This is a genomic window from Lentzea indica (assembly GCF_012184385.1).
Taxonomy (GTDB): Bacteria; Actinomycetota; Actinomycetes; order Mycobacteriales; family Pseudonocardiaceae; genus Lentzea; species Lentzea indica.
The window spans coordinates 38,891-56,669 of record NZ_VSRL01000018.1; the positions used below are offsets into that span (position 1 = coordinate 38,891).

At 66.7% G+C, this 17,779-nt stretch carries 13 protein-coding genes; 5 read left to right on the plus strand and 8 right to left on the minus strand.

The window, feature by feature from the left end; genetic code table 11:
- Positions 1-30: 30 nt before the first annotated feature.
- Both FXN61_RS07865 and FXN61_RS07870 read left to right on the plus strand, forming a co-directional pair.
- A complete protein-coding gene (locus FXN61_RS07865; RefSeq protein ID WP_188134806.1) occupies positions 31-1,413 on the plus strand; it encodes an HsdM family class I SAM-dependent methyltransferase in 1,383 nt (460 codons plus the stop codon).
- A gap of 109 nt (positions 1,414-1,522) precedes the next feature.
- Entirely contained in the window at positions 1,523-2,404 is an 882-nt protein-coding gene (locus tag FXN61_RS07870) for a serine/threonine-protein kinase (protein ID WP_167971689.1), read from the plus strand.
- A gap of 38 nt (positions 2,405-2,442) precedes the next feature.
- Here the strand turns inward: FXN61_RS07870 and FXN61_RS07875 are convergent, their stop codons facing one another.
- Together FXN61_RS07875 and FXN61_RS07880 are read right to left on the minus strand one after the other, a co-directional pair.
- Positions 2,443-3,354 (minus strand): DNA-3-methyladenine glycosylase family protein, encoded by a 912-nt coding sequence (locus FXN61_RS07875; RefSeq protein ID WP_167971691.1) that lies wholly within the window; start codon positions 3,352-3,354, stop codon positions 2,443-2,445.
- Positions 3,355-3,445: 91 nt separating this feature from the next.
- Entirely contained in the window at positions 3,446-4,159 is a 714-nt protein-coding gene (locus FXN61_RS07880) for a response regulator (RefSeq protein ID WP_167971694.1), read from the minus strand.
- 204 nt (positions 4,160-4,363) lie between these two features.
- On the opposite strand from FXN61_RS07880, the gene FXN61_RS07885 reads away from it, so the two are divergent.
- Positions 4,364-6,772 (plus strand): ATP-binding protein, encoded by a 2,409-nt coding sequence (locus FXN61_RS07885; RefSeq protein WP_167971696.1) that lies wholly within the window; start codon positions 4,364-4,366, stop codon positions 6,770-6,772.
- A 187-nt stretch (positions 6,773-6,959) separates the two neighbouring features.
- Here the strand turns inward: FXN61_RS07885 and FXN61_RS07890 are convergent, their stop codons facing one another.
- Complete coding sequence (locus tag FXN61_RS07890) at positions 6,960-7,790, minus strand: helix-turn-helix domain-containing protein (protein WP_167971698.1); 831 nt, start codon at positions 7,788-7,790, stop codon at positions 6,960-6,962.
- Between the two features lie 234 nt (positions 7,791-8,024).
- Here FXN61_RS07890 and FXN61_RS07895 point away from each other — a divergent pair, with 234 nt between their 5' ends.
- Positions 8,025-9,638 carry a glycosyl hydrolase family 18 protein gene (locus FXN61_RS07895; RefSeq protein WP_167971701.1) on the plus strand — a complete coding sequence of 538 codons (1,614 nt, stop codon included), beginning with the start codon at positions 8,025-8,027 and terminating at the stop codon, positions 9,636-9,638.
- A 74-nt stretch (positions 9,639-9,712) separates the two neighbouring features.
- On the opposite strand, the gene FXN61_RS07900 is transcribed toward FXN61_RS07895, so the two are convergent.
- The 4 genes from FXN61_RS07900 to FXN61_RS07915 form a co-directional block, all read right to left on the minus strand.
- On the minus strand, positions 9,713-10,801 hold the full coding sequence (locus FXN61_RS07900; RefSeq protein WP_167971703.1) for a serine hydrolase domain-containing protein: 1,089 nt from the start codon (positions 10,799-10,801) through the stop codon (positions 9,713-9,715).
- Positions 10,802-10,878: 77 nt separating this feature from the next.
- Positions 10,879-11,970, minus strand: a complete 1,092-nt coding sequence (locus FXN61_RS07905) for a serine hydrolase domain-containing protein (RefSeq protein WP_167971706.1) — start codon at positions 11,968-11,970, stop codon at positions 10,879-10,881.
- 62 nt (positions 11,971-12,032) lie between these two features.
- On the minus strand, positions 12,033-13,118 hold the full coding sequence (locus FXN61_RS07910) for a serine hydrolase domain-containing protein (protein WP_167971708.1): 1,086 nt from the start codon (positions 13,116-13,118) through the stop codon (positions 12,033-12,035).
- Between the two features lie 16 nt (positions 13,119-13,134).
- Positions 13,135-14,412, minus strand: a complete 1,278-nt coding sequence (locus FXN61_RS07915) for a M14 family zinc carboxypeptidase (RefSeq protein WP_167971710.1) — start codon at positions 14,410-14,412, stop codon at positions 13,135-13,137.
- Positions 14,413-14,774: 362 nt separating this feature from the next.
- On the opposite strand from FXN61_RS07915, the gene FXN61_RS07920 reads away from it, so the two are divergent.
- Positions 14,775-15,539 (plus strand): alpha/beta fold hydrolase, encoded by a 765-nt coding sequence (locus tag FXN61_RS07920; RefSeq protein WP_167971712.1) that lies wholly within the window; start codon positions 14,775-14,777, stop codon positions 15,537-15,539.
- On the opposite strand, the gene recD2 is transcribed toward FXN61_RS07920, so the two are convergent.
- Positions 15,514-17,694: an SF1B family DNA helicase RecD2 gene (recD2, locus tag FXN61_RS07925; RefSeq protein ID WP_167971714.1), complete on the minus strand. Its 2,181-nt coding sequence runs from the start codon at positions 17,692-17,694 to the stop codon at positions 15,514-15,516. The two genes, FXN61_RS07920 and recD2, sit on opposite strands and share 26 nt — an antisense overlap.
- Positions 17,695-17,779 lie beyond the last annotated feature (85 nt).

The following is a 17,779-nucleotide window of genomic DNA, read 5'->3' on the forward strand; positions in this document are numbered from 1 at the left end:
AGTCACTTCACAAGCAATACGGTTGTGAACATGGATGAGACGGTCAACGCCGGTGACATCGCGCGCCTCGCTGATGTGGGGCGGGCGGCCGTGTCGAACTGGCGGCGGCGGTTCGAGGACTTCCCGGCACCGGTCGGCGGGACGGCCTCCAGTCCGTTGTACCTGCTGCGCGACGTCGAGGCATGGCTGCGGCGCAACGGCAAGCCGTTCAGGGTCTCTCCAGCCGAACGTCTCTGGACCCAGCTGCGCGCCGTCGACGATCTGCGGCTCGGCGAGGCGCTGGCCGCGGTCGACGCCGATCCCGGGACGTTCGAGTTCCTGCACGAGCGCTACCTCGAAGCGCACTCGCGGCTGCTGAACCCCACTCCGCCCGAGGTCATCGACATCGTCCTGGCCACGACCGACGGCGACACCGTGATCGATCCGGCGTGCGGCACAGGTTCGCTCCTGAAAGCTTCGAGAGGGCGGAACAAGGTCGGACAGGAGCTCGACCCCGTGTCGGCCGTCATCGCGCGACGCCGGATGCCTCAAGCGCAGATCATCACCGGTGACTCGTTGCGGCACAACGGGATCACACATCGTGCCGACGCGGTGCTCTGCGATCCGCCGTGGCACGACCGCGCGTGGGGCCACGAGGAGCTGGTCGGCGACGCCCGTTGGACCTATGGACTGCCACCGCGCGGCGAACCGGAGCTGGCCTGGGTGCAGCACTGCCTTTCCTTGTCCAAGCCAGGCGGCGTGGTCGCGGTGCTGTTGCCGTCGGCGGCAGCCTCTCGAAGGCCGGGCAAACGGATCCGCGGCAACCTGTTGCGCGCCGGCGCCCTCCGCGGGGTGATGACCGTGCAGCCGGGCCGCGATCTGTGGCTGCTGCGCAACCCCGTCGGCCGCGCACCAGAACACATCGCCTTGCTGCAAGCGCCTGGCCCGATCGAGCCGAACACGCGGGTCATCGACCTCCTGGACGACGACGTCGACCTCAGTCCCTCCCGCCGCAGCGGCACCGACGTCTCCGCCTACCTCGCGGCGCAACCGACGTTCGCGCTGCCCGGCTTGCCCGAGCTGCAGGAACAGGCCGCTCCACCGATGACGACGATCGGCGAACTGATCCGCAGCGCGCCCGGCGCGCACGTCGTCACATCCCCCACCGGAGCGACGTACGAGATCGACCCTCGCAAGGTCGCCCCCGACTTCCTCGAAGGCGTGCTGCGCGCGGCGTTCGCCCGCACCCCGACCGGCTCGACCCGGCTGGACGTGCGGCGGACGCAGGTGCCGTTGCTTCCGATCGAGGATCAGCGCCGGTACGGGCAGGTGTTCGCGCAGCTCAAGGCACTGGAGACCGGTCTGGAGGACGCGGCCGCGCTGGTTCGTTTGGGCTACAATGGGCTCATCGGCGGACAGATCAGGCCGGCGTGAGCACGTCAGATTCACCCGATCGATATGTCCTGAAACGCTGTTACCGTTCCCTCGCTAACGAGGAAGCGCGCGGGGCCAGCGAACGGTTGATGGCGGTTAGGCTTCGCGGGTGCTGATCGCCGACCGCTACGAGATCGACGACCTGCCGCTGGGGCGGGGTGGCATGGGTGCCGTCCACAAGGGCCGGGACCTGCGCCTGGATCGACGGGTGGCGGTCAAGCTCCTGCGACTCCCCGGCAGCGACGACGAGGTGCAGCAACGGTTCGCGCGCGAGGCGAGGATCGTGGCCAAGCTGGAGCACCCCGGAGTCCCTGTCCTGTACGACTTCGGGACGTACGACCAGCGCCTGTTCCAGGTCATGCAGTTCGTGGACGGCGTGACGGTCGCGGACCTGGTCGGCGAGTTCGGCCCGCTACCCGAGGCGTGGGCGGCGAACATCGCCGCGCAAACCGCCGCGGTGCTGGCGGCCGCGCACGAACGCGGGATCTGCCACCGGGATCTCAAGCCCACCAACCTGATGCTGTGCCCGGACGGTGCCGTCAAGGTGCTGGACTTCGGACTCGCGCTGCTCAGGGAGAGCGACGTTGCGCCGTTCAGCCGAGCCGGCCAGATCCTCGGCACGCCGTCGTACATGGCCCCCGAGCAGATCCAGCGCGGCATCGCCGAACCGCGCAGTGACCTGTACGCGTTGGGCTGCGTGCTGCACGAGATGCTGACCGGCGAGCAGCTGTTCACCGGGCCGACGGCGTACGCGGTGTTCGACAAGCACGTGAAGGTAGCGCCGCGACGAGTGGCGGGCGCGCTCGACCCGGTGGTGCAGCGGTTGCTGGCCAAGGATCCTGACGGGCGGCCTGCGACGGCGCTCGACGTTTTTGTGGATTTGCAAGGGTTTGCGCAGGATCCGCCGCCGTTGCCCGGGTTTGTGCGGGACGGGTCGACGGCGGCGATGTACGCGAGCGTGCAGCGGACGCGGCGGCTCAGCACGTCCTGAGGAGCGGTGTACGCGAGCGCGTAGCAAACCCCGGCAACTCAGGCCGGAATCTGGTTCACCTCGTGATCACCGGTCGCCCACAGGTGTTGCACCGCATAGGCGCGCCACGGTCGCCACGCCTCCGAACGCCTGACCAGAGCCGCCGGCGTCGAAGGCAGGCCCAAAGCCTCTGCCGCCAAACGGATTCCGAGGTCGGTCGGCAGGAACGCGTCCGGGTCGCCCAACGCCCGCATCAGAATCGATTCCACCGTCCACGGGCCGAAGCCGGGCAGCGAGGACAGCCACTCGCGCGCAACCGTTCGATCCGCCACAGGCGAAAGGTCCAAACCGGACCGAAGCGCCTCCAGAAGAGCTGCCATCGTGCGGCGGCGGGACTCGGGCATCGCCAGGTCCGCCGGGTCGAACTCCAAAGGGAACAGGAACAGGTCGCCGACCGGTGTGCCGTAACGCGCAACGAGACGGGCGGCGTGGGTGCGCGCGGCCTTCGTCGAGACCTGCTGGCCCAGCACGGCGCGAATCGCGAACTCCGCGCCGTCCACCGTGCGCGGGACGCGGCGACCGGGCGCGCTCGACACCAGTGGTGCCAGAAGCGGATCCGCGGACAACGCACCATCGACCTCGAACGGATCGGCGTCGAGGTCGAGCAGGAAGCGGCAAAGGTCTAGAGCACTGGCCAAATCGCGAGGATCTGAGAGCTCCACAGTGCACGCGACGTGGTCGGGAAAGGGCTGCAAAGCCGCGATCCCGCAACCGAAAGGGAGTCGCAATGTGCGCCGGTAGACGCCTTCCCGCCACTCCTCCACGCCGGGAACGGCGGTGGCGATGAGGTGGCCGAACAAGTTGTCGGGACACAAAGGTGCTTGAAAGGGCAAGCATTCCGAGAACTTGTCGAGCCGCATGACCGCCATCATGACGCCATTCCAACCGAGACGCTGGCGGGAAAGCGACATCACAATGGACGGGGCCAACCGGGTGACCTGCTTCGCGGCGCGAAAATCCGTGGCTAGTCTGGCTCCTGCGCCGTTGCAGCAGTACTCGGGTTCAGCAGGGAAGGGCGGCGTCGCGTGCGATGAGAGCGGCCTGGACGCGGTTGTCGCACCGCAGTTTCGTCAGCAGTCGGCTGACGTGGGCCTTGATCGCCCCTTCTGAGAGGTACATGAGCCTTGCGATGCGTGCGTTCGCCATGCCCTGCGCCAGGTACACCAGCACTTCCTGCTCTCGCCGAGTGAGCAGGCTGATGCGGCTGCGCGCGGCGTCACGGCGTTCCGAGTCGGCGCCGGTGAAGTGGTCGACGAGCGCGCGCGTCGCGGACGGCGACAGGATCGCGTCACCGGCAGCCACTGCGCGCACGGCGTTCACGAGGGCGTCGGGTTCGCCGTTCTTGAAGAGGAATCCCGCCGCGCCGGCGCGCAACGCCGGGAAGAGCATCTCCTCGGTCTGCGGCGTGCACAGCATGATCACCTGCGTGCCCGGGACGTGCCTGCGCACCATCCGCACGGCTGCGAGGCCCTCCATGCCGGGCATCGCGGCGTCCATCAGCAGCACCTGCGGGCGTTGGCGCCGCGCGAGTTCCACCGCGCCGCCGCCGTCGCCGGCCTCTCCGACCACCACGACGTTGCCGGAACGTTCCAGCACACCGCGGACTCCCGTGCGAACCAGAACTTCGTCGTCAGCGATGCCAACGGTGATCGTGCGCGGCTTGTCCACCAATTGCAGACCTGCGTTCGCCCACGAGGTGCTCGACGTCAACGTCATGCGCACTCCCTGTCAGACCGGACCAGTCACCAGTTTGTTTCCGAACGAGGATCTTGGGAAGGCAGGCATAACGAGCAGGTTGCGAACCGTCTCGCGCGCACAGACGTGTAACGGGTTGCACACGGCAGGCCACCAGCCGCGACCTGTGCATTCGCCGGACCGAGACAGGAACAGCCTGCCGTTACGGCTCGAGGAGAGGGACTCATGATCAGCACCGGACGTTGCGCCCTGTGCGACGGCACGCTGCCTCCCGCCACCTCCGAGCAACGCAGGTCCTACTGCTCCAACGCATGCCGCCAACGGGCGTATCGGCGCCGTGTCACCGTTTCCGCGCCCACGGCCGTCACCAGGCCGAACATGCACGTGCTCTCGAACCTGCCCGCGGCACGCGACACGTTCATCGGCCGCCAGCAAGAGCTGTCGAAACTCGACCAGCTGTTGCGCAGGCACCGTCTCGTTACGCTCCTCGGCAGTGCGGGTGCGGGCAAGACCCGGCTCGCCCTGGAGGCCGCGGGCCGGTTGCGGCGCGGCCGAACGGACAGGGTCCTCCTCGTCGAGCTCGGCGAGATCACGGCTTCCAGCGACGTCATGCCCGCGCTCGCCGACGCGCTCGGAGTGGCCGCACAGTCGGACGAGCCGCTGCGCGACACGGTCTTGGAAACGCTCGTGAACATGAAAGTGGTCGTGGTCCTCGACAACTGCGAACACCTACTCGACACGTGCGCGGAGCTCGCCGACTTGCTGCTGAACCGCTGCCCCGCCGTGCGGGTGCTCGCGACGTCACGCGAGGCGCTGTGGATCACGGGCGAAGTCAGCTTTCACGTTGAAGGTTTGCCGGTTCCGTCAACGGACCGAGATCTCGTCACGACGACAGCGCCGCGCTCCGACGCCGTGAAGCTGTTCGTGGACCGCGCTCGGGAGCGCAAGCCCGACTTCCGGTTGACCGCGGAGAACACCGCCGCGGTCGCACTGTTGTGCGCACGACTGGAGGGCATGCCGCTCGCGATCGAACTGGCCGCGCGGTGGGTGCAGTTGTTGCCGGTCATCGACATCTGCGACCGAATGGACGAACCGCTCGAGCTGCTGACGTTGGGCTGCCGGAAGTCGCCGTCCCGCCAGCGTTCCCTGCGCGAGGCGATCGACTGGAGCTACCAGCTGCTGGCGCCGGACGAGCAGTTCGCGTTGCGGCGGCTTTCCGTCTTCGACGGCGGCTTCGATCTCGCCGCGGCCACCGAGGTTTGCTCGTCGGAACGGTCTGCGGAGCCCGTGCTGGACGTCCTGTCGCGCCTGCAGGCGAAGTCGCTGCTGACGGCGATCCCCGGCACGACCCGGTTTCGGCAGCTGGAGTCGGTTCGGCTGCACGCTCGGGAAAAGCTGCTGGCGGCCGGCGAGCTGGACATCGCTTACGAGGCGCTGGCCCGGTGGTTCACGGACCTGTCGGACGTGCTGATCACCGCGCCTTTGTCGGTGCCGGCTGATGTTCAGCACAAGCTCGACAACCACGTGGACAGCCTGTTGGGCACCGTCGAATGGGCGGCCGACCGCGCCGACGAACGGTTGCTGCTGCTGACTTCGGCTTTGGCCGACTGTGCCGCTCGGCGCGGACGGCTCGGCCAGGCACGGGTGATGCTGCGGGACGCGTTGCGGCGACCGTCCACTCGGGACGACTACCGGTGCGTGGCGCTGAACCACGCGGCCCGATTTGCCGCTGAGCAGGGAGATCACGACGAGGCGATCGAGCTGTCCGGCGAGGCTTCCCGGCTGGTGCGGGACATCGGGCAACCGGCGTTGGCGATGAGCTGTCGCAGCACGTTGGCGGCCGTGCAGCAGTCTTCTGGCGAGTGGGAGGCGTCGGACGAGAACAACACCGAGTGTCTGCGGGTTGCGGAGCTGTTGGGTGAGCCGTTGGCGCGTGCGAAATGTTTGGTGGACCTTGCGCGCACGGCGTTGTCATTGGGCAAGCACGAGCGCGCCGAGAAGAACGTCATGAAGGCGTTGCCGATCTCGCGCGCGTCGGGCGTTCCCGCGCGCATTGCGTCTGCCTTGAACACACGCGGCGTGGTGGCGTTGGTACAGGGCGACCTGGACGAGGCGACGCACGCCTTCCAGGAGGCGCTGCGGATGGACGGAATCAACCCGTTGACCGCGCCCGACGCACTTGAAGGTTTGGCCGTGGTGGCGTTGATGCGCGGTCAGGCCGAGCGCGCGCTACGGCTTGAAGCGACCGGACGGGCTATGCGGCGATCGGTTGGAGTGGTGCCGGATCCGTTCTGGGCGGGCAAGGTTGCTGGGGCTATGCGCACTGCACGGCTGATGCTGCCTGTCGCGCGCGCGGACGCTGCCGCTACGCCGTTGACGGCTGCGGAGACTGAGGCGTTCATCCAGGACGAGGTGTGGCTGGATCGGTGCGAGGCTGCCCACGACTCGTTGGACGACCACGAGCGGCGGGTGATCGCGCTGCTCTCGACCGGACTTACGAACCAGCAGATCGCGAACCGGCTTGGTGTGTCGGTGCGGACCGTGGCCTCGCGGTTGCAGCGGTTGCGCGAGAAGTTGGGGCTGCAGAGTCGCGAGGACATCGCGGCTTGGGGAGCCGAGAGGGCGATCGGCTGACCGTGTAAAGGTTTACTCACACTTGACAGTTCAGGACCGGCAGCCATGCCGCCGCGCCTACCAGCGAGGTCAGGCAGGAGCCCAAAATTGTCAGACCTGGCTGGGATAATTGAATCAGGGGACCCCTAGAGGGGGACCCCTGCGACAGCGTGGAGTCTGCTGCTCTTGCGGCACAGCCAGGCGCCTCTCACATCGCGAGCTTGGCGATCAGCTTTCGCGAGTCTTCAGCGTCCAGAGCGACGCCCTTGAGCGCCTTGACGACCTCCTCGTAGTCGTCGACAGCGTCCTTCCGCTCGACGATGAGGTTCGACTTCTCCCCTTCCAGGAAGACCACCGGCTCGAATCGGTCGAACCTCATCAGGTCGAAGCTTCCTGACATCCCGGCGTGGGCGCCTACCGAGAACGGAACGATCCGCAGGTCGACATACGGCCGCACCGACATCTCCAGCAAGTGGTGCAGCTGCGCGCGCAAGACATCGTGTCCGCCGACCGGAAGCAAAAGCACCTGCTCATGGATGAGGAATGTGCAATTGAGCCTCTGCCGGAAGATCTCCTGCATCGCGAGCCGGCGGGACACCCGATCCTCGACCTCGTCACGCGGGAACTTCGGTGTGGCCAGGCACAGCGCACGCAAGTAGTCGGGTAGTTGGAGCAGGCCTGGGATCACCAGCGGTTGCCAGGTCACGAACTCCTTGGCCTTCCACAGGTGCTCGAGATAGGTCCGCAGGTTGAACGTCTCGCCGTAGGCATAGCGCTGCCACCAGATCTTCAGGTCGGTCTCGCCGAAGATCTCCATGAGGTGGTCACGCTCCTCCGGAGCGATGTGGCAATAGCTCAGCAGGATCGCCAGGTCGACCTCCGAGCAGCCGCCCTTGCCGTGCAGCAGGTCCGACAGCTTGCCCGGATCCCAGCCGATCTTCTCGCAGATCTCGCGCCCGGTCAGGCCCGTTCCAGCGATGGCCGCACGGACCCCATCGCCGAACTCCCGACCGCGCGCCGTGGAGAAACGCTTTGGCATGGAACGAAGTTAGGGCCGACCGTCCTCTTTGTGCAGTGGCTCCGCCGGAACTCAACCCGAAGGGACGTCGCCTAGGAACCCATCCAATGGTTAACGAAGTAGACCGAAACTGGACAACCGGCGTTCTGGAACCGTTTTCGGACTGCTCCATTCGAGTGACGGCAGAGGTCTAGACCTTGACCGTTGAGTGGTCTGGACCACATCGTTCTGGCACCCCTGCGACTGAGGAGACCGATGTCCAAGTTCCGATGGCATCTAGCTGCTCTCTTCGCGGCCGTCGCCGCGATGGTCCTCGGTATCGTCGTCGTGCCCGCTGCTAGCGGTGCCGGTGGCGTGTCCGCCACGTTCTCCAAAGGTTCGGACTGGGGAACGGGCTTCGAGGGCAAGTACACGATCACGAACAACAGCTCGGCGGCCCTGACGTCGTGGACTGTCGAGTTCACGCTCCCGGCCAACCACCGGGTCACTTCCCTGTGGGACGGCTCGTACACGACGAGCGGTCAGACCGTCACGGTCAAGAACACCTGGAACGGCAACATCGGTGTCGGTGGGTCGGCGAGCTTCGGCTTCAACGGCGCGTACAGCGGCACGTTCGGTGCGCCGACGAACTGCAAGCTGAACGGCGCCTCGTGTGACGCGGGCGGGACGAACCCGACCACGTCGACCACGACGTCTACCACCACCACGACCACCACAACGACGACGACCACGACTGGTCCGCCGCCGCCTCCCGGGAAGATCAACCTGGGCTACTTCGCGGAGTGGGGTGTCTACCCGGCGCGCAACTACCAGGTGAAGAACATCGACACCTCGGGTTCCGCGAGCAAGCTGACGCACATCAACTACGCGTTCGGCAACGTGTCGGGCGGTCAGTGCACCATCGGTGAGTCCTACCCCGCCCTCGAGAAGGCCATGACGGCGGCGGAGAGCGTTGACGGCGTTGCCGACACGTGGGACCAGCCGGTGCGCGGCAACTTCAACCAGCTGATGAAGCTGAAGAAGAAGTACCCGCACATCAAGGTGCTGTACTCGTTCGGTGGCTGGACCTGGTCCGGTGGCTTCGGTCAGGCCGCGCAGAACCCGGCGGCGTTCGCCGAGTCCTGCTACAAGCTGCTCGAGGACCCGCGCTGGGCGAACCTGTTCGACGGTATCGACATCGACTGGGAGTACCCGAACGCCTGTGGTCTCTCCTGCGACACGAGCGGTCCCGCGGCGTACAAGAACCTGATGCAGGCGCTGCGTGCCCGCTTCGGTTCGAACTACCTCGTCACCTCGGCGATCACCGCTGACGGTTCCGCCGGCGGCAAGATCGACGCTGCCGACTACGGTCCCGCTGCGCAGTACATCGACTGGTACAACGTCATGACGTACGACTACTTCGGTGCCTGGGCGGCGCAGGGTCCGACGGCCCCGCACTCCCCGCTCACGTCGTACTCGGGCATCCCGACGGCCGGCTTCAACTCCGAGGCCGCGATCTCCAAGCTGCGCTCGAAGGGCGTTCCCGCCAGCAAGCTCCTGCTCGGCATCGGCTTCTACGGCCGCGGCTGGCAGGGCGTGACGCAGGCGGCTCCCGGCGGCACGGCGACGGGTCCGGCTCCTGGCACGTTCGAGCAGGGCATCGAGGACTACAAGGTTCTGAAGACCAAGTGTCCCGCAACGGGCACGGTCGCCGGCACCGCCTATGCGTTCTGCAACGGCCAGTGGTGGAGCTACGACACCCCGCAGACGATCGCGAGCAAGATCTCCTGGGCACGTGGCCAGGGCCTCGGCGGCGCGTTCTTCTGGGAGCTCACGGGTGACACCGCGAACGGAGAGTTGATCACAGCGATGAAGAACGCCCTGGGCTAGATCATTCGGGGCAAGTCCTTCACAACGCCGGGAGGGGAGCTGGTCAGCCCAGCTCCCCTTTCGTTTGCCCGAAATCAGCAGAACACGGCGTCGAGCAGCTTGCCGTAGGCCTGACCGGGGTCGCCGCTCACGGGCGCGCTGGTGGCCGACAGTTCCAGGCGCTTCTTGTTGTCCGGCGTGGTGATCAGATCCGAGGAGTATCCGGGGATACCGCCGCCGTGCCCGACGACCTTGGTGCCGCACGGCAGCGTCTGCACGCTCAGGCCGAGGCCGTAGTCCGGGCTGACGGCCGTGGTCTTGGCGAGTTCCTGCTGCTGCGCGGGCTTGAGCAGCTTGCCGCTCGTCAACGCGACGATGAAGGTGTCCAGGTCGCGAGTCGTCGAGATCATCTCACCGGCCGCCCAGGCGACGGACGGGTTGATGCGGGTGATGTCGGACGGCTTGCCGTTCGCCGTCCAGTAGCCGTGCGCGTGCGGGCCCTTGATGTTCGGGTTGTCGCCCGGCACCTCGGTGTCGTTGAGGCGCAACGGCTTCAGGATGCGCTGCTCGACCGCCTTCTCGTACGGCTTGCCCGTCAGCTTCTCGATGAGCAGACCGGCGACGATGTAGTTGGTGTTGGAGTAGCTCCACTTCGTGCCGGGCTCGAAGTCCAGCGGTTTGCTCGTGGAGATCGCGAGGAGCTCCTGCGGCGACCAGTGCTTGTAGCGGATCTTCTCGAACTCGTCCGGGTTGAGCGGCAACGCGTTGGTGTAGTTGTAGAGGCCGCTCGTGTGCTGCAGGACCTGGCGAACGGTGATGCGGTTGTCGATCAGGCCGGGCAGGTAACGGACGACCGGGGCGTCCAGGTCGACCTTGCCCTCACCCGCGAGCTGCAGCGTCACGGTCGACACGAAGGTCTTGGTGATGCTGCCGACGCGGAACCTGCCGTCGAGCGGCACCGGCCTGTCGCTGTCCAGCTCGGCCTTGCCGGAGCGGGCGGTGAAACGCTGCCGCCCGTCCGTCACCCTGACCTGCACGCCGAGCGCTCCCCCGCCCGACGTCAGCTGGTCCATCGCCTGCTGGATGACCTTGCGGTCGGCACTGGTGTCGGCCGATGCGACGCCCGCGGTGGTCAAAGCCAGCAGACTGGCTGCGGTAACAGTGGCTACCAATCGAATCCCCATGGCAGCAACCCTGCCGCCGTCGGACTGAGAGCGCATCGGCCCCAGGTCTGAAGTGTCCTCAGGGATGTCCCTTGCTCCTAACAGAAGATTTCGCCGAGGATCTTCTGCAGACCGGGAGAGGGGTCACCCACGCGCGCCGAGGTGGTGGCGCTCAGCACGGCGCGCTTCTTCGTGTCCGGCGTGGTCAGCACCAGCGAGGCGAAGCCGGGCACGCCACCGTCGTGGCCCCACGCCGTCGTGCCGCACGGGAGGACCTGGATGCTCAGACCGAGGCCGTAGCCGGGACTGACGGCGGTGGCCCTGGTGAGTTCCCGCTGCTGGGCGGGCCCCGGCAACCTGCCGCCCGCGAGCGCGGCGAAGAACGTGTCGAGGTCCTTCGTCGTGGACACGATGTTGCCCTCCGCCCAGAAGACGGACGGGTTGAACCGGGTGATGTCCACGGGCTTGCCGTCGATCGCCCAGTAGCCGTGGGCGTGCGGGCCGTGGATCCGGTCGTCGTCCCTGGGCAGCACGGTGTCGTTGAGGCGCAACGGCTTCAGCACGCGGTGCTCGACCACCCGCTCGAGCGGCCTGCCGGTGATCTTCTCGATCAACAGACCCGCGACGACGTAGTTGGTGTTGGAGTACTCCCACTTGGTGCCGGGCTGGAACTCCAGCGGCCTGCTGGTGGAGATCGCGACGAGTTCCTCAGGCTCCCAGTGCCGGTACCGGATCTGCTCGAAGCCGGCCGGGTCGAACGGGAGCGCGTTGTTGTGGTCGTAGAGGCCGCTGGTGTGCTGCAGGAGGTGGCGGACGGTGATCCGCTGGTCGATCAGGCCGGGCAGGTAGCGAACGACCGGGGCGTCCAGGTCGACCTCGCCCTCGCCCACGAGCTGCAGCACCACCGTCGACACGAACGTCTTGGTGATGCTGCCCGCGCGGAACCTGCCGTTGAGCGGAACCGGGCGGTTGCTCCCCAGTTCCGCGGTGCCGGAGCGGGCGGTGAAGTGCTCCCAGCCGTGCGTGACGCGGAGCTGGACGCCCAGCACTCCCGCCTGAACGACCTCGTCCAGTCCTTGCTGGACGACCTTGCGGTCGACGCCCGCGGTGGTGTCCGCGAGCGCCGTTCCCCCGGTGGTGGCGACCAGCAGGGTCGCCACAGCGAATGCGGCTTTCATCGGAATGCCCATGGGAATCCACGATGCCGACACCGTGGGGCGTTGGCTTCCGGGATCGCCCCTAGGCGTCCCGCTCAGCAGAAGATCTCGTTGATCAACTTCTCGTAGGCGGGCGTCGGATCACCGGTGCCGAGGCCGTCAGTGGCGGAGAACTGCACGCGGCGCTTCAGGTCCGGGGTCTGGTAGGCGTAGGTCAGGGAGCCGGGCACGCCGCCGGGGTGCCCGACGATCGTGGTGCCGCACGGGGCCTTCTCCACGAACAGGCCTAGACCGTACTCAGTGCTGACGGGCGTGGTCCTGGTCAGTTCGGCCTGCTGGGCAGGACGCAGCAACCTGCCGGTGAGCAGCGCGGAGAAGTACGCGTCAAGGTCGCGGGTGGTCGAGATGACGTCACCGGCGGCCCAGAAGACCGAGGGGTTCCAATACGTGGTGTCTGCCGGCCGGCCCTTCACCAGTCCGTACGAGTGGGCGTGCGGCCCATGGATGTTCGTGTCGTCGCCGGGGAACGTGGTGTCGTTGAGGTGCAACGGCTTCAGCACGCGCTGCCCGACGACCTTCTCGTACTGCTTGCCGGTCACCTTCTCGATCAGGAGGCCGAGGATGACGTAGTTGGTGTTGTTGTACTCCCACTTGGTGCCGGGCTCGAACTGGAGCGGCTTGACCGTGGCGATGGCGACGAGGTCCTCCGGCTCCCAGTGCTTGTAGCGGATCTCCTCGAAGCCTTCCGGGTCGAACGAGAGCGAGTTCGTGTAGTTGTAGAGGCCACCGGTCATCTGAAGCAGCTGGCGGACGGTGATGCGCTTGTCGATCAGGCCGGGCAGGTAGCGGTCAACGGGTGCGTCGAGCTCGACCTTCCCTTCGCCGGCGAGTTGGAGCACCACGGTCGAGGTGAACGACTTCGTGACGCTGCCCGCGCGGAACCGGCCGATGATCGGCACCGGGCGGGAGCTGTTCAGCTCCGCGGTGCCGGAACGCGCGGTGAAGCGGTCCCTACCGTCCGCCACACGCACCTGAGCTCCCTGCGCCCTCAAGCGAGTGATCTCGTCCAGCCCTTCCTGGACGATCTTGCGGTCGACCGAGGTCTGCGTGACGTCGGCGACCGCCGTGCCGGTGAAGAGCAGACTGAAAGCGGTGAGAGTTGCGAGTAAGCGAGTCCCCATGGCATCCAAGATGCCGTCAGTAAGGCTTCTTGGCCGCTTTCATGGCCGAAACGAGCATCGAACGCACTTTCGGCCAATGCACGTCCTTCTGGCACGAGTACGGCGGGACGAAGCCACCGCACGTGCCGGAGCTCGCGCCGATCTCCCACACGAAGCTCGGCACGCCCAGGTCCTCGTACACCCAGTCGTCCGTGGCGCCGGACGCGTTGTAGAGCAGCTCACCGGGCTGGCCGGCCTGGAAACCCGACGCCGCGGCCATGTCCTGGGCGATCTTGCGCAGAGCAGCGTCGTTGCCGGTCTTCTGCGTGCTCCAGCCCCACGGGAAGAGCACATAGTCGCCGTAGCTGTGCATCGAGATGACGGCGCCGGTGGTGTCCGGAGAGGCCGCTGCCGTGTCGCCGGGTGCGCGGGTGTCGCGGTAGAGCTTGCGCCACAACGATTCCAGCGCCTGGGTTTCGACCTCGGAGTCGGCGCGCGGGCCGCGGTAGATCTCACTGCACTTGTTGCTGGACGTGCCGACCTCGCCCCAGTGCGAGCCGGCGTTGCGGTTGAGGTCGACGCCGCGCTGGCCGGAGCCGCAGGTGCCGTTGGCGTTCTTGCGGTGCAGGACCGGGGAGTCGCCGCCGGACTCGACGATCTCGACACCATCGGGGTTGGCGATCGGGACGACCCAGACCTCCAGCGAGCTGAGCATCGCGGTGAGGTCCGAGCTCACCAGGTCGTCGATGAATCGCCACGCCATGTCGCCGGTCGTGATTTCACGGGCGTGGAGCTGGCCCATCACGAACAACCGTGGTTTCGGCGCGGTGGGCGTCAATGCGCAGTCACCTGGACGTTTCTGCGTGATGCAGACCGCTTTCAGGTCATATCCGCCATTGCCCTGAGTCTTGCGCCAGGAGTCGCCGTAGTCGACGACCGTCGCGAGATCCGGATGGGCTTTGGCGACCTCGTCGAGATGGGCGATATGAGCGGTAATGGTCCGGTATCCGCCGTAGTAAGTCGTGTCTCCGAGAGAGCGCGGAGCCCATTGAGACGGAGGCATCACCGTCTCAACAGTGGGACGGAAACCATCCGAACGGAGCTTATCGGCGGTTTGCGCGCCGCCGACCACGAACAGATCCGCGCCGTCGCGCTGCTCCAGGACGTCGTAGCCAAGACCGAGCAACCGTTGCGCCTCTGAACCGAGCGGAGCGGGCACACGCAGCACAAACGTCGCTTGTGGACCTTCAGCGGGGGCTGGTGACGGGCTCAGGAGAAGGCCGAGACAGGCGAGCAGGGCCAGGGCGGTGCGCATGATCAACGATGATCGACCGTCTGGACGAGTCCCGCCAGTCCGTTCGACCGACCGGATGATTACCGTCCGGTTCTTGAGACGGGGAATCCGACCACTTGGCGCGCTGTGACGAAAATCAATAGGATTTCCACCAGCATCGCAGCGGTTATTGTGCTGACAGGCCGAAACCGACTCGACAACAGCGAGGTCCGCGCACAAGTCTTGGGAAGACAACGGGAGTGCAAGCCATGGATCATCTCTACAACGACAACGTCGCCGAGATCTCCCACTGCTTCCCCTGGCGCGGTTCCCTCACGGACGACGACGAGGGTTTGGAGCCGACCATCGTCCGCAGCATGGACTGACAAACTCGGGGGTTCCCCATGTCCGGCCTGTCCACCGTCGTCAAGGGCACCGGCCCTGCCCTGCTGCTCGTGCACGGCGCGGGCGGCAGCATCCAGGCCAACTACGGCCCGATCCTGGGGACCCTCACCCAGTACTTCACCGTCATCGCGCCGGACCTGCCGGGTTCCGGCAGCTCACCGAAGGCCGCGGGGCCGCTCGACCTGGAGAAGCTCGCCGACGACCTCGTGGACGTCGCGGTCAGGGCCGGGCACGAGTCGTTCTTCGTCTCCGGCTACTCGATGGGCTGCGCCGTCGCGGTCTCGGCGGCGGTACGGCACCCCGAGCGGGTGCGCGGGCTGGTGCTGAGCACGCCGTTCACGAAGATCGACGCCGCGACGAAGGCCAAGATCGACGAGTGGAAGTCGTTGCTGGACGGGTCCCGCTCGGTGCTGTCGCGGTTCATCCTCTCGGTGATGTGCAGCAAGGAGTACCTGGCCAGGCTCACGCCCACACAGGCGGAAGGCTTCGCCGAGCTGATCGGCGCGAGCGTGCCGACCGGATCTCCCGCCCACGTCGAGCTGATCCTGAAGATCGACCTGTCCGACGTGCTGCCGCGGATCACTCAGCCGACGCTGGTGATCGGTGCGTCCGGTGACCAGCTGCTGTCGCGCGACCTCGGCAAGGAGGTCTCGGACCTCATCCCCGGATCGAAGTACGCCGACATCGCGTCCGGGCACGCGATCGCGCTGGAGTCCGCGATGCCGTGGGCACGTCTGATCACGGACTATCTGACGTCGGTGTAGTTCTGAGGCGGTGGGCCAACGCCGTGTGGCGGCGGCCCGCCCCGACCGTGCGCACCGCCTGGCCGATGGCCCGTTTGCTGCCAACGAGAACGACGAGCTTCTTCGCACGCGTGACGGCGGTGTAGAGCAGGTTGCGCTGCAGCATCATCCACGCGCTCGTCGTGATCGGGATGACCACGCACGGGTACTCGCTGCCCTGCGACCGGTGGATGGTCATGGCGTAGGCGTGGCTCAGCTCGTCCAGCTCGGAGAAGTCGTAGTCGACTTCCTCGTCCTCGTCGGTGCGGATGGTCAGCTTCTGCTCGACCGGGTCCAACGCGATGACAACGCCCAGAGTGCCGTTGAAGACGCCGTTCTTGCCCTTGTCGTAGTTGTTGCGGATCTGGGTGACCTTGTCGCCGAGCTTGAACACCCTGCCGCCGAAGCGTTTCTCCGGCAGGTTCTCCTTGGACGGCGTCAGGGCTTCCTGGAGGACGGTGTTCAAGGCGCCCGCGCCGGCCGGTCCGCGGTGCATCGGGGCGAGGACCTGGATGTCCTTGCGCGGGTCGAGCCCGAACTTGCGCGGGATGCGGTTGGCGACGACGTCGACGGTCGTCGTCGCGGCCTCTTCCGCTTCGTCCGTGCTGAACAGGAAGAAGTCCGGAAGTCCCTGCACCAGCGGGTAGTCACCGCTGTTGATGCGGTGCGCGTTCGTGACGACGCCGGACTCCTGGGCCTGGCGGAAGATGTGCGTGAGGCGGACGTTCGGGACAGGACTTCCCTGTGCCAGAACGTCTCTGAGCACCTCGCCGGCGCCGACCGACGGCAGCTGGTCCACGTCGCCCACGAGCAGGAGGTGGGCACCGGGCGGGACGGCCTTCACCAGTTTGTTGGCCAGCAACAGGTCCAGCATCGACGCCTCGTCGACGACCACGAGGTCGGCGTCGAGCGGGTGGTCGCGGTCGTACGCCGCGTCACCACCCGGCTTGAGCTCCAGCAGCCGGTGGACGGTGCGGGCCTCGTGGCCGGTCAGTTCGCTGAGGCGCTTCGCGGCACGGCCGGTCGGGGCGACCAGGACGATCTTGGCTCGCTTCGCCTGCGCCAGGCGGACGATCGAACGGACGGTGAAGCTCTTGCCACAACCCGGCCCGCCGGTGAGGACGGCGACCTTCTCGGTGAGCGCGAGCTTCACCGCTTCTGCCTGGTGCTGCTCCAGTTCCGTGCCGAGCCAGGCGAAGGCCTTGTCCCAGTCGACGTTCGCGAAGCCAGGCATGCGGTCGTTGTCGCTGTACAGCAGGCGCTTGAGCTGCGCTGCCATCGAGATCTCCGCGCGGTGGAACGGGATCAGGTAGACGGCGATCTCGTCGTCCGGCAACTCCTCCCTGACCACGCCTTCCTCTTCGACGAGCTCGGCGAGGCAGTCGATGACCAGGCCGGTGTCGACCTGGAGGATCTTGATGGCGTCCGCGATCAGAGCCTGTTCCGGCAGGTAGCAGTTGCCGTCGGTGGTGGCCTCGGACAACGTGAACTGCAGGCCAGCCTTGACGCGTTGCGGGCTGTCGTGCGGGATGCCGACGGCTTTCGCGATCACGTCGGCGGTCTTGAAACCGATGCCCCAGACGTCGCTCGCCAGCCTGTACGGCTCTTCCTTGACGACCTCGATGGCCCTGTCCGTGTACTGCTTGTAGATACGGACGGCCAGCGACGTGGACACGCCGACGCCCTGCAGAAAGACCATGACCTCCTTGATGGCCTTCTGCTCCTCCCAGGCGTCCGCGATGAGCTTGGTGCGCTTGGGGCCGAGCTTCGGGACCTCGATGAGGCGCTCGGGCGTGTGCTCGATGACGTCCAGCGCGTCGACGCCGAAGTGGGTGACGATCTTGTCCGCCAGCACGGGGCCGATGCCCTTGATCAGGCCGGAGCCCAGGTAGCGGCGGATGCCCTGGATCGTCGCGGGCAGGATCGTCGTGTAGTCGTCGACGTGGAACTGCTTGCCGTACTGCGGGTGCGAGCCCCACTGACCACGCATGCGGATGGACTCGCCTGGCTGCGCGCCGAGCAGCGCACCGACGACCGTGACGAGGTCGCCGCGACCGGTGTCGACCTTGGCGACGGTGTAGCCGTTGTCCTCGTTGGCGTAGGTGATCCTTTCCAGGACCGCTTCGAGGACGTTCATGACTGGAACTTACAGGGCACCTCGTTTGGTAACCGGTGGGTAACTGTGGGGCTTCTGCACACGATCTTCACAACTTGTCCCGGCG

What these genes read in the sequence shown, in the direction of transcription:
- FXN61_RS07865 (WP_188134806.1), top strand. Translation starts at nt 31, where the DNA reads ATGGATGAGACGGTCAACGCCGGTGACATCGCGCGCCTCGCTGATGTG.
- FXN61_RS07875 (WP_167971691.1), bottom strand. Translation starts at nt 3,354, where the DNA reads ATGTCGCTTTCCCGCCAGCGTCTCGGTTGGAATGGCGTCATGATGGCG.
- FXN61_RS07880 (WP_167971694.1), bottom strand. Translation starts at nt 4,159, where the DNA reads ATGACGTTGACGTCGAGCACCTCGTGGGCGAACGCAGGTCTGCAATTG.
- FXN61_RS07885 (WP_167971696.1), top strand. Translation starts at nt 4,364, where the DNA reads ATGATCAGCACCGGACGTTGCGCCCTGTGCGACGGCACGCTGCCTCCC.
- FXN61_RS07890 (WP_167971698.1), bottom strand. Translation starts at nt 7,790, where the DNA reads ATGCCAAAGCGTTTCTCCACGGCGCGCGGTCGGGAGTTCGGCGATGGG.
- FXN61_RS07895 (WP_167971701.1), top strand. Translation starts at nt 8,025, where the DNA reads ATGTCCAAGTTCCGATGGCATCTAGCTGCTCTCTTCGCGGCCGTCGCC.
- FXN61_RS07900 (WP_167971703.1), bottom strand. Translation starts at nt 10,801, where the DNA reads ATGGGGATTCGATTGGTAGCCACTGTTACCGCAGCCAGTCTGCTGGCT.
- FXN61_RS07905 (WP_167971706.1), bottom strand. Translation starts at nt 11,970, where the DNA reads ATGGGCATTCCGATGAAAGCCGCATTCGCTGTGGCGACCCTGCTGGTC.
- FXN61_RS07910 (WP_167971708.1), bottom strand. Translation starts at nt 13,118, where the DNA reads ATGGGGACTCGCTTACTCGCAACTCTCACCGCTTTCAGTCTGCTCTTC.
- FXN61_RS07915 (WP_167971710.1), bottom strand. Translation starts at nt 14,412, where the DNA reads ATGCGCACCGCCCTGGCCCTGCTCGCCTGTCTCGGCCTTCTCCTGAGC.
- FXN61_RS07920 (WP_167971712.1), top strand. Translation starts at nt 14,775, where the DNA reads ATGTCCGGCCTGTCCACCGTCGTCAAGGGCACCGGCCCTGCCCTGCTG.
- recD2 (WP_167971714.1), bottom strand. Translation starts at nt 17,694, where the DNA reads ATGAACGTCCTCGAAGCGGTCCTGGAAAGGATCACCTACGCCAACGAG.